This window comes from Marinimicrobium sp. UBA4209, from assembly GCF_002381585.1.
Taxonomy (GTDB): domain Bacteria; phylum Pseudomonadota; class Gammaproteobacteria; order Pseudomonadales; family Cellvibrionaceae; genus Marinimicrobium; species Marinimicrobium koreense.
The window spans coordinates 13,380-24,457 of sequence record NZ_DFTP01000089.1 but is presented as its reverse complement, the minus strand read 5'-3'; the positions used below and the strand labels follow the sequence as shown (position 1 = coordinate 24,457).

Below are 11,078 nucleotides of genomic sequence, written 5' to 3'. Positions count from 1 at the left end.
CATTACCGCCAGCGCAGTATGCTCAAGCGTTCGGTGTTGCCGGAAGACATCGCCGAGGCCGCCTACTTCTTCGCGGCGGATCTGTCGGCCAAGTCCACCGGCAATATTATCAACGTCGATGCCGGTCACGCGCCGTCCTTTACCCGATAACCCGAGCCAGCAGGAAAATAATCATGAAATACGCCATTCAGCCTGACGTCGTCTCGGCGCACAACGACAAACTGGCCTCCAATCTCAACCGGGATTTCGAGGTTCTGGGGGAGCAGCTCTCCCGCAAGGGAGTTGATATCAACGCCCTGACCGAAAAAGCGCAGGCCTTCGACATCGCCGTGCCCTCCTGGGGCACCGGCACCGGCGGCACCCGCTTTGCCCGCTTTCCCGGCGTCGGTGAACCGCGAAACATTTTCGAGAAGGTGGAAGACTGCGCGGTCATCCATCAGCTCTCGGGTTGTGCCAGCGCCATTTCGCCCCACTTTCCCTGGGACGTGGTGGATGACTTCAGTGAACTGAAAGCCCACTCCGACAGCTACGGCCTGAGCTGGAGTTCAGTGAACTCCAATACCTTCCAGGATCAGCCGGACCAGGCGCAGTCCTACAAGTACGGCAGCCTCACTCATACCAGTGCGGCGGTACGCGAGCAGGCCGTCGCCCACAACATCCAGGTGATTGAGTGGGGTAAAAAGCTAGGCTCCGACACCCTGACGGTCTGGGTCGGCGATGGCTCAAACCATCCGGGCCAACAACACTTCCAGCGCGCGTTTGAGCGCTACCTGGACAGCGCCAAGGCCATTTACGCTGCCCTGCCCGGTGACTGGGAAATGCACCTGGAACACAAGATGTTCGAGCCGGCCTTCTACTCTACAGTCATTCAGGACTGGGGCAGCAACATCCTGGCGGCCATGGAAACCGGCGAGCGGTGCAAGTCTCTGGTGGACCTGGGCCATCACGCACCCAACGTCAACATCGAGATGATCGTCTCGCGCCTGATTCAGTTCAAGAAGCTGGGCGGCTTCCACTTCAACGACAGCAAGTACGGCGATGATGATCTGGACAGCGGCTCCATTCATCCCTACCAGCAGTTCCTGATATTCAACGAACTGGTGGATGCCGAGCACCGCAAACAGCCCGGTTTTTCACCGGCCTATATGCTCGATCAATCGCACAATGTCACCGACCCGATCGAAAGTCTGATCAATTCCGCGATTGAGGTGCAGCGCTCTTACATTAAGGCCCTGCTGGTTGACCGCACAGCACTGGAAGGTTACCAGCAGGACAATGATGCCCTGATGGCGAGCAACACACTGAAAGAAGCGTTCAACGTCGACGTGTCTCCGATCCTGGCCATGGCCCGTTTCCGGAAAAACGCTGCGATCAATCCGCTCGCCACCTACCGGGCCTCCCAGTACCGCGAGCAGGCGGCGGTGGCTCGCCCTGATACCGGTGGCAGCCGTTCCGGTATTGTGTAGTGCATTGGGTGCCGGCTTCAATGTGTCGGTCGGCACCGTTTTTACCCTTCCCGGTCGCTGTGAATCAGACGGATAATTATGTCGAATAACCAGTCATCACAAGGCCCTCATGTCGGCCTGTTTATTACCTGCCCGGTGGACCTGATACGGCCCAGCATCGGCTTTGCGACCGTAAAGCTGTTGGAGCAGGCCGGTTGCACCGTCAGCGTGCCGGAACAGAGCTGCTGCGGACAGGTCGCGTTCAACAACGGGCTTCCCGACGAGACCCGCGCATTGGCCTGGAACATTGTGCAGAGTTTCAAAGACTTTGATTACGTCGTTGCGCCCTCCGGCTCCTGCGGTGGCATGATCAGGGAGCACTACCCCGAACTGTTCGCCGGGGATCCCCGAAGTGCCGAAGTCGAGGCCTTCTGCCGCAAGGTATTTGAGCTGACCAGTTTTCTCACGGATGTGCTGGACTACACCCCGGACACACCCAACATCGATTTGAGCTCACAGAAAGTGACCTATCACGATAGCTGCGCGGGCCTGCGCGAGCTGGGCATCAAGCAGCAGCCGCGTCGCCTGTTGAAGCAGTGCTCAGGGGTCGAGGTGACCGAGATGGCCGACACCGATGTCTGCTGCGGCTTTGGCGGCACCTTCTGCGTCAAGTACTCGGATGTCTCCAACCGCATGGTCGGCGACAAAACCCGAAACATTCAACAATCCGGCGCCTCCATGGTACTGGGCGGGGATCTGTCCTGCCTATTGAATATTGCCGGCAAGCTGCAACGGGATGCCGACCCGGCCTCCGGCAATTCTGTGGTTCAGGTGCGTCATATTGCCGAAGTGCTGGCGGGTGATCTCGCCGCGCCCGCTATCGGCGAAGCCGCCGCCGACTCCGGGGAAACATCATGAGCGGCGTCCAGATACAGGAACCGGACTTCATCGCCCGCTCCCGGGGCGCCCTGGATGATGACAACCTGCAGCAGGCCCTGGAAAAGGCCGGCTCAGGCTTTGTGCACAAACGCCAGGCGGCGATCGAGCGCGTACCCAACTTCGAGGCCATGCGCGATCGCGCCCTGCGCGCACGCCAGCGTGCGCTGAAAAATCTGGATATTTACCTGCTGCACTTTGAAAAGAAAGTGCAGGACGCCGGCGGACAGGTCCATTGGGTCGAAACCCCCGAACAGATGCGCGAGACCGTCGTCGGACTGTGTCGTCAGTACGAGGCCAAAACTGTCACCAAGGGCAAGTCCATGGTGGGCGAAGAGGTCGAGCTGAATGAGGCGCTCGAAGAGGCGGGCATCGAACCTCAGGAAACCGACCTGGGCGAATATGTCATCCAACTGGCACATGAACGCCCCAGCCACATCGTCGCCCCGGCACTGCACAAAACCAAGGCGCAGGTTCAGGCCTTGTTCCGGGACAATCATCCGCTGGGCGAGCGGGATCTTGACGCGGTCGAGTCGATCGTCAACGAAGCCCGGGACGTGATCCGCGAGCGGTTCCTGCAGGCGGATGTGGGTATCACCGGCGCCAATATGCTGATTGCCGAGACCGGCACCGCCGCGATTGTGACCAATGAAGGCAATGGCGATCTGACGGCGACGCTGCCCAAAACCCATATCGTGACCACGTCCATCGACAAGGTGATTCCCACCTGGAAAGACGCCAGCGCCATCCTCCGGGTACTGGCCCGCAGCGCCACCGGGCAAGACATTACCACCTACACCACTTTTTTTACCGGCCCCAAGGGCGCCCAGGATAAAGACGGGCCGGAGAATTTTCATATTGTCCTGATGGACAACCGGCGCACGGAAATTCTGGGCACGGAATTCCAGGACATGCTGCACTGCATTCGCTGCGGTGCCTGTATGAATCACTGCCCGGTCTACCAATCTGTGGGCGGGCACACCTATAACAGCGTCTACCCCGGCCCCATGGGCGCCGTGCTCACCCCCCTGCTGCGCCACGGCAAAGATGACTATCAGCTGCCCAATGCCAGTACCTTCTGCGGTCGCTGCGAATCGGTGTGCCCGGTGCGCATTCCCCTGCCCGGCCTGATGCGCAAGTTACGGGACAAAGAGCAGCGTGAAGCGACCCGTTCCAAGGCATCAACGATGGCCGTTAAACTGTTTTGCCGACTCAGCCGCCGCCCCGGACTTTACCGGCGGCTGACCAGTCCTGCGGTGAAGGTGTTGCGCTGGTTGGCAGGCAGCCGGGGACGCTTCCGCTCACTGCCGATGATGTCCGGCTGGACCCGGTACCGGGATTTCTCTGCGCCGCAGGGGTCCAGCTTCCAGACTCAGTGGCGGCAACAGCAGCGTCAATCACACCCGGAGAACCGTCGTCATGGATAGTCGCACCCGTATTATCGAGCGCATTCGTCAGTCCATCGGCAGCGACCACGCGGGCGAGGACCTGGAAGCGGTCTTCAAAACACTGTGTGAGACGCAGGCCGACACGCCGGCCCAACCGGCACTCAGCCATGTGGAAACCGTCTCGCGCTTTATCAGTGAAGCCCAGCGCAACGGCGCTGTGGTGACCGAGCTGGAAAGTCTGGAGCAGGTTCAGCGCTGGCTGGAGCGCGAAGCGGACAGTCAGAGCGTTCCCCCCCCCCTGTCGCTGTCCCCCCAAATCGCCGCGAGCCAATCCGATTGGGGATCACTGACCCTTTCCGACGACACACCACAGCCGATTCAGAGTTGGGGACTGGTGCGTGCCCACTCGGCGATGGCGGAAACCGGGACCATCCTGTCCCTGAGTCGGGACTGCCCGAGCAGGCTGTTGTTTCTGGTAGAACGGCTGATCGTGCTGATCGACAAGCGGGACATTGTGCGCTTTCACGAAGATGCCTGGGAGAGGCTGCACGATGGTCAGCCTCTGCCGCGAACAGTCAACCTGGTCACCGGCCCGTCCCGGACCGCCGATATCGAGCAACAGATTCAGATTGGCGCCCATGGACCGCGCCGGACCGATTACCTGATTGTTGAGTCCCTGCCCCAGTGACCAAACCCTATTGATTGATATCGAATCCGTTGAATTATTTTGGAGTAGACCGTGAAACAACGCCTGGTGATTGGCAACTGGAAGATGAACGGCAGCCTGGCCGACAATATTCTCTGGGCGACCCACTTTCGCCACGGACTGAAATCCCAGACGCTTCAGGACGTGGAGGTCGCCGTCTGCCCTCCCTTTCCTTACCTGCAATCCATTCGTTCAATACTGCCCGATATCGTACAGCTTGGCGCCCAGGATGTAAGCTCCGAGTGTATTGGCGCTTTCACGGGTGAAATCAGTGTCAACATGCTCAAGGAGCTCCAGTGCCGCTATGTGATCGTCGGCCACTCCGAGCGACGGGCCCGCATGGGAGAGCGAGACGCGGATATTGCCGAGAAGTTCAAGCTGGTCTCCCTTGCGGGGCTGACCCCGGTGTTGTGTGTCGGTGAAACGGAACAGGAGCGGGCACAGGGTCAGACCCGATCGGTCATTTCCCACCAGATTCAGACGGTGATTGATCGTTGTGGTGCGCACGCATTGCGCAACGCGGTCATCGCCTATGAGCCGGTGTGGGCGATTGGTACCGGGGTATCCGCGGAGTTGGCGGACATTCAGTCCACCCACGCCGTGATCAGAGCGCAATTATCCGACAACGGCCTGGACGCTGATGACGTCACCCTGCTTTATGGCGGCAGTCTAAAACCCGGCAATAGTGAGGAGATCTTTTCATTGCCCAATGTCGATGGCGGTCTGATTGGCGGTGCCTCCCTGAAAGCCGCCGACTTTCTGGACATCTGCTGGGCCGCTCAGACCCGGCCGCCCAAGCCCGAAATGAAATCCACGAATAACGTCCGCTACCAAGACTTTTAGTGAAAGGTTATGACTGATTTTGTTTGTTTTTTCGGCAATTTTATGCTAGTTTTTCGTCAAATTTCCTTTACATGATCATTTCATCTCGGGGCCTCGACTTCCATGCTGGAAAAACAACGCCACAAACTGCTGCTGGACATTCTCGACGAACAACAGTTTGTCAGTGTCAACGACCTGTCCACGCAACTGAACGCCTCTGAAGCCACTATCCGGCGGGACATCACCAAGCTGTCCAATCAGGGCCAGCTGCGCAAAATCCGGGGTGGGGCCGAGGTGCTCAAAGTCCAGGACCGGAAAGTCCGTCGCCCGCACATTTCAGGCTCGGCGTTTCTCGCGGCCAAGGAACAGCGGGCCGACGTCAAACGGCTGATCGCACAGGAAGCAGTGAAGTTGTGTGAGGACGGTGAATTCATCATCATCAACGGCGGTAGCTCGACCTACATGATGAAGGAGTTTCTGGCCGACCGTCACCTGAACGTGCTGACGAACTCCTTTGTGCTTGCCCAGGACCTGTCGGAAGTCAGTGACAACCAGATTACGCTGCCCGGCGGGGAGCTCTACCGGAAACAGGGCATCATCCTGAGCGCCTTTGAGAACGACACCATCCAGTATTACCACGCCAGCAAAATGTTCATGGGAACGCCGGGGATTGGCGAGTTTGGGGTCATGGAATCAGACCCGCTGTTGATCCAGACCGAGCAGAAGCTGAAAAAGCAGGCGGATCAGCTGATCATCCTGGCGGACAGTACCAAGCTCAACAAACGCAGCAACTTCATTCTGTGTCCGCTCTCGGATGTGGACATTCTGATCACGGACAGTGAAGCCGACCCGAAGACCGTGCGCTTTTTTGAAGATCAGAACATCAAAGTGATTCTGGTTGATGTGAGTCAGGCGGAATAAAACGTTAGCAACAAGCGGCGGCACCACAGGGGTGCCGCCAACCTTACTCTACGTCTTCCAACAACGCTTCCAACGTCGCTTTTGATATCGGCAGTACCGTCCCGTGTCGGGTTCCCTCCGGGAAACTGATCTCGTCTGAAATATCCGTCCATGTATCGAAATCACGGGTGCGCATCGCGCCGTAGCGTTTGTTGGTGTACTCGTCGTAATAGACGGTAACCGTCTCCCCCTGATCGAGCAGGGTTGGCCCCTCCACCCATACGCCCTCGGGCGTGAACGGCTCGGACGGCTCCGTCCAGGGCCCATAAAGACTGTCACTGCGAGCCACCCGCAGATTTTTCTCGGCGGGGTGACGGGTCTCATCTTTCAGGATCATGACATAACCATCCCCATCGGGAATGATGGTGGAGTCAATCACATTGAACCCGGGCTCATAGAACAACTCCGTGTCGCTGTAGGTCTGAAAATCTTTGGTGGTCGTGTAATAGATCCGGTGGTTCAGGCCGTCGTCGCCGCTATCGGCGGTTTCAGGAAATTGTCCCGGAATGGTGCTGGCCCAATAAATCACATACTGAGCATTCTGATCATCCCAGATGATTTCCGGCGCCCAGGTATTTCTCACCGTTGGTTCGTGAGCCATTACCGGGACGAACTGTTGTTCGGACCAGTTCACAAGGTCATCGGAGTGAGCCACCCCCAGCCCCTTATCCCACCAACCGGTGGTCCACACCATGTGGAAAGTCCCCTCGGGGCCCTGAATGATACAGGGGTCACGCATCAGCCCCTGACCGACCTCGGGCTCGAGGAACGTCGTATCGTTTTTCAACGCCTTCCAGGTCAGCCCATCGTGACTGTATGCCAGGTGCAAACCGCCCTCTCCGTTGCCCCGAAAAGAGGAAAAGACATAAGCATCATCAGAAGTGGGGGTTGATTCGCAGCCGGCCAGTAAAACGACTAACAAGATTCCGAGGGTAATACCACCGTGTCGAAAAGTCATGAAAGGTCCTTGCAATTATTTGTAGTATGAATCTGAATTTTACGCGATCCAACTCGCAAGTCTACCCCGATACCCCGATGACTCGCTCGACTCTGTCAATAATCAAAAAAGGGCGCCGAAGCGCCCTTTTTGCCATGATTCGAACGGCGGTCACTCAGCGCACTGACTGACCATCATGGTGCCGCCGTCGAGTGCGTCGTTGATCTGAAAACTGAACACATAGTCCCCCGACTCGGGAATGTCGATAGACGATTCAGTTCCGGGCCCGGACGCAACCGCCATGGCCTGCTCTGCCCCCAGAACGACATCGGCGCTGCCTGCAACGGCGAATTCATAGGTCCACTCCGCGTTCGCGAACTTGAAGCCGTAGCTGGTTGCCGAGGGTTCGTTCACCACAACCTGATACAGGTTATCGCCTTTGTAGCCAAAGCGACGATCGCTTGGGGTTGCACCAAACCCGTCGCCTCCCGCGTAAGAACCGCGAATGTACATGTCGGATGCGAGTGGGCCGGTGCCGTCCGCATCGGGCGTATCGCACGCTGCCAGGGGGCCAGACCCGACCGGCCCATCGCTGGTGGTACAACCCGGTCCGTCCTCAGTAGGTGACTCAACGTTCAGAAACAGTGCAGCGCTGGCCGGAATCTGGATCTGATAACGCCCTTCCTCGTCAGCGTTGATGGTTTCGTCGGTGAGCAGGTTGGTCAAGGTTCCGGTGCTTCCCAGCGCGCAGGCTTCAAAAGTCGTCTCGATGGGTTCATTACTCACATTCAGCAGGTAGAGGATCGCATCGTCTGCATAGGTTTTGTAATCCGCATAGAGCGCACCGGCCACGTCAATGGGCGCAACAATAGCCGTGCGTTCACCGCGATACAGTGCCGGTTGCGCCGCGCGCAGTTCCATCAGCTCCGTCAGATAATCGCGCAGCTCCGCTTGTTTCTCATTGGCGACAAACACCTCGCGCTCAGTCCCGCTGGGCAGACCTTCGACCTTTCCGCTGGTGCGGGCAACGTGGTCATCGCACAGCCCCTGGTCGGCACAGTTAGCGGTAACCTGATCGGCGTAATCCGGCACCTCCTCACCTATCTCTTCCCCGTAGTAGAGGGTGATGGGTCCGGTATACGCCGCCAGGAAACTGTAGGCCGCTTTGTGACGCGCCCAATAAAGATCCTCTTGCGGATCGGCAATATCGCCGCGCTGTAACAGATCCCCGAAGCGCACCAGATCGTGATTGCCCATAAAGCCATTGGGGATGGCGTGATCGGGATAGGCGTCGTAAGAATTGAAGCCGCTTCTAAGTCGCGCGGCGCTCGGGTTATTTGCCCCGCTCTCCTCCACCGCCAGGGCCTGAACCAGCGCGTACCGCACAGGGAAATCAAACGCCGAGCAAAGCGCAGGGTTGTCATCCGACCCATAGGCCTCGGCCGCAATGTCCGCTTCGCCTTTCCAGATTTCCGCGACCATATAGCCGAGTGGATTCACTGCCTCACCGTCGGCGTTGGTATAGGTGACCGATGCCGAGGCTTCTTCCACGGCGCGGCGAATCTCGACCCAGGCATCCAGGGGCACCTGATAGGCCTGGTCCAGACGCCAGCCGTCGATTTTCAGTTCCTCCACCCAGTAGGTAGCGACCTCTTTGAAAAATTCCAGATCATCCGGATACTCGGCAATACGACCGGTTCCGGCCACACTCGCACCACCGGTACTGACGGTTTGACCGTCAATGGAGGGATAGTCTTCCGCGTTATTTTTAAAGTGACCGTACACACCATCGAAGAACACATACAACCCCAGCTCATGGGCCGTTTCGACAAGCTCCCGGGCGTCGTCCATGGAGCCGAAGTTCGGATCAATCGCAAAGTAGTTGGTCGCGTAGTAGCCGGTCGCATCCAGTCGGTCGGCGGCCAGATCCTGGCCGGACAGGGGCACACTGTCAAAAACCGGCGTCAACCAGATGGCATTGAAGCCCAGGCCCTTGATGTACTCCAGACTGTCGATGATGCCGCGAATATCACCGCTGTGGTGGCTGGTTCCATAACCCACCCCATGACCAATGCCCGGGTCGCCATCAATGAAGGACTCCGTCATCACCTGATAAATGCGCAGGTTCATGGCCTCGGCGTAGGTGGGGTTGTCACAGGTGAGCGGCTCGGCGGTGTGGTCACCATCGCCGTCGGTATCATCCCCGTCGGAGTCATCGCCACCAGTATCATCGTCGTTGTCGTCGTCAGGATCGGGATTGACCACATCGGGACCGGAATCCCCCGACGAGGAACCACCACAGCCAACCAATGCGGAAAAGGATAACACCAGGGCGCTGAGCACCAGGGCGTACCACTGTCTTGATAGGGTTTTCATTATTTTCACTCCAGGATTTTATGTTATGAGCTGTTATCCGGAGTGATGGTAGGTGGGCGGCTCGGGGCGAACAACACATTGCATACGTATGCATAGGGATGAATACGTATGCAGCAAATCCGTCCTTCCTGACAGTGCACATACTGCTCACCCCGCGACCCAGCCTGGGAAGACACGGCTCCATCGTTCGATAAGTTCACGCTATGGAGATGATTGGCAAACTCCGGTTGAAATCCCGACGCCACGACACAAGATAAGGTCTTTCAAACCATTTAAGCGACATGCGACAAGTACACCCCAAAACGAATCGAGAGGAGATCTGCATGAGTCAGGCACCCGTGTTACCCGCCATTGGTCTGGGCACATTCCGTCTGAAAGATCAGGAGGTGGAAGACGCGGTGAAATCCGCGCTGGATCTGGGCTATCGACACATCGATACCGCCCAGTTTTACGACAACGAGGAAGCCGTCGGCGAGGCCATTCGCGAGAGTGGGATTCCCCGGCACGAACTGTTCATTACCACCAAAGTATGGCACGACTTCCTGGACAGCGATAAACCCGTCGAAAGCCTCAAGGAAAGCCTGCAGAAACTGGGCACAGACTACGTCGATCTTGCGTTGATCCACTGGCCCTCACCCGACAATGCGGTCCCCATGGCGCACTATATCGGCAAGCTAAACGAAGCACGGGAACTGGGGTTGACCAAGCATATCGGGATATCCAATTTCACCATCGCCCAGGTGGACGAGGCCCTGTCAGCCCCCGGTGGCGCACACATCGTCACCAACCAGATTGAGGTTCACCCCTACCTGCAGAACAAAAAGCTGGTCAAACATTGTCAGGACAAAGGACTGCAGGTCACCGGCTATATGCCCCTGGCGGTAGGTAAAGTGATGAAGGACCCGGTACTGGAAGACATCGGCAAGGCCCACGGTGTGACACCGGCTCAGGTCGCTTTGGCATGGGTGGCCCAACAGAACATCGTGGTCATCCCCTCCTCCACCAAGCCGGCGCACCAGAAAGCCAATCTGGCCGCCTTGGATGTCCGCTTGAGTGACAGTGAGATGGAAAAAATCAATGCCCTGGACGCCGGTGAGCGGATTGCCAACCCGGATTTCGCTCCCCAGTGGGACCAGTAACCCCACAGTATTGTGACCACACTCAAAAAGGCACCCCGGCGGTGCCTTTTTTATTCACTCCCTTTACCCCCTGCTGGGGTCCGAGCACCCGGCTACCCGCAAGCCCCGCCTCCCGGACTATACTGAAACGGACAACGACAATACTTCCATCAATCAACCAAACCAGGAGATGAATCGCATGGTTGCTATCACTGGCATCGACGTTCAGCCCATCGGCGCTCCACCCACCGGTTTTGGCGGTGACGCCCGCAATATTGCCCAGGGTGGCCCCACCTACGCCAATGCGGTACTGGAGATTCTCACCGACCACCCGGAGTTGCGCGGTACCAGCGTGATTTTCACCAACGGCCATGGCCTCAAGGAAATGTG

11 protein-coding genes are annotated in these 11,078 nt (G+C 58.0%); 9 read left to right on the top strand and 2 right to left on the bottom strand.

The window, feature by feature from the left end:
- Positions 1–18 precede the first annotated feature (18 nt).
- The 7 genes from B3187_RS12925 (at position 19) to B3187_RS12895 (ending at position 6,218) form a co-directional block, all read left to right on the top strand.
- On the top strand, positions 19–150 hold the full coding sequence (locus B3187_RS12925) for an SDR family oxidoreductase (protein WP_286806921.1): 132 nt from the start codon (positions 19–21) through the stop codon (positions 148–150).
- A gap of 23 nt (positions 151–173) precedes the next feature.
- Positions 174–1,466, top strand: a complete 1,293-nt coding sequence (gene rhaI, locus B3187_RS12920; protein ID WP_286806890.1) for an L-rhamnose catabolism isomerase — start codon at positions 174–176, stop codon at positions 1,464–1,466.
- A 78-nt stretch (positions 1,467–1,544) separates the two neighbouring features.
- Positions 1,545–2,363: a (Fe-S)-binding protein gene (locus tag B3187_RS12915; RefSeq protein WP_286806889.1), complete on the top strand. Its 819-nt coding sequence runs from the start codon at positions 1,545–1,547 to the stop codon at positions 2,361–2,363.
- Positions 2,360–3,808 carry a LutB/LldF family L-lactate oxidation iron-sulfur protein gene (locus B3187_RS12910; protein WP_024459703.1) on the top strand — a complete coding sequence of 483 codons (1,449 nt, stop codon included), beginning with the start codon at positions 2,360–2,362 and terminating at the stop codon, positions 3,806–3,808. Before B3187_RS12915 ends, B3187_RS12910 begins: the two co-directional genes overlap by 4 nt.
- Complete coding sequence (locus B3187_RS12905) at positions 3,801–4,457, top strand: LutC/YkgG family protein (protein ID WP_286806888.1); 657 nt, start codon at positions 3,801–3,803, stop codon at positions 4,455–4,457. Before B3187_RS12910 ends, B3187_RS12905 begins: the two co-directional genes overlap by 8 nt.
- Positions 4,458–4,508: 51 nt before the next feature.
- Complete coding sequence (gene tpiA / locus B3187_RS12900) at positions 4,509–5,318, top strand: triose-phosphate isomerase (protein WP_286806887.1); 810 nt, start codon at positions 4,509–4,511, stop codon at positions 5,316–5,318.
- 102 nt (positions 5,319–5,420) lie between these two features.
- On the top strand, positions 5,421–6,218 hold the full coding sequence (locus B3187_RS12895; protein WP_123636979.1) for a DeoR/GlpR family DNA-binding transcription regulator: 798 nt from the start codon (positions 5,421–5,423) through the stop codon (positions 6,216–6,218).
- 43 nt (positions 6,219–6,261) lie between these two features.
- On the opposite strand, the gene B3187_RS12890 is transcribed toward B3187_RS12895, so the two are convergent.
- Together B3187_RS12890 and B3187_RS12885 are read right to left on the bottom strand one after the other, a co-directional pair.
- Positions 6,262–7,215, bottom strand: a complete 954-nt coding sequence (locus tag B3187_RS12890; protein ID WP_286806886.1) for a glycoside hydrolase family 43 protein — start codon at positions 7,213–7,215, stop codon at positions 6,262–6,264.
- Positions 7,216–7,365: 150 nt separating this feature from the next.
- Complete coding sequence (locus B3187_RS12885) at positions 7,366–9,570, bottom strand: alpha-amylase family glycosyl hydrolase (RefSeq protein WP_286806885.1); 2,205 nt, start codon at positions 9,568–9,570, stop codon at positions 7,366–7,368.
- Between the two features lie 323 nt (positions 9,571–9,893).
- On the opposite strand from B3187_RS12885, the gene dkgB reads away from it, so the two are divergent.
- On the top strand, positions 9,894–10,709 hold the full coding sequence (dkgB, locus tag B3187_RS12880) for a 2,5-didehydrogluconate reductase DkgB (RefSeq protein ID WP_286806883.1): 816 nt from the start codon (positions 9,894–9,896) through the stop codon (positions 10,707–10,709).
- 178 nt (positions 10,710–10,887) lie between these two features.
- On the top strand, positions 10,888–11,078 hold a 191-nt coding region (locus B3187_RS12875; RefSeq protein ID WP_286806882.1), incomplete at its 3' end, for a hypothetical protein.

Excerpts from the sequence above, each read along its gene's own strand:
- dkgB (WP_286806883.1), top strand. The coding sequence starts at position 9,894 with ATGAGTCAGGCACCCGTGTTACCCGCCATTGGTCTGGGCACATTCCGT.
- B3187_RS12915 (WP_286806889.1), top strand. The coding sequence starts at position 1,545 with ATGTCGAATAACCAGTCATCACAAGGCCCTCATGTCGGCCTGTTTATT.
- B3187_RS12890 (WP_286806886.1), bottom strand. The coding sequence starts at position 7,215 with ATGACTTTTCGACACGGTGGTATTACCCTCGGAATCTTGTTAGTCGTT.
- rhaI (WP_286806890.1), top strand. The coding sequence starts at position 174 with ATGAAATACGCCATTCAGCCTGACGTCGTCTCGGCGCACAACGACAAA.
- B3187_RS12885 (WP_286806885.1), bottom strand. The coding sequence starts at position 9,570 with ATGAAAACCCTATCAAGACAGTGGTACGCCCTGGTGCTCAGCGCCCTG.
- B3187_RS12910 (WP_024459703.1), top strand. The coding sequence starts at position 2,360 with ATGAGCGGCGTCCAGATACAGGAACCGGACTTCATCGCCCGCTCCCGG.
- B3187_RS12925 (WP_286806921.1), top strand. The coding sequence starts at position 19 with ATGCTCAAGCGTTCGGTGTTGCCGGAAGACATCGCCGAGGCCGCCTAC.
- B3187_RS12905 (WP_286806888.1), top strand. The coding sequence starts at position 3,801 with ATGGATAGTCGCACCCGTATTATCGAGCGCATTCGTCAGTCCATCGGC.
- B3187_RS12895 (WP_123636979.1), top strand. The coding sequence starts at position 5,421 with ATGCTGGAAAAACAACGCCACAAACTGCTGCTGGACATTCTCGACGAA.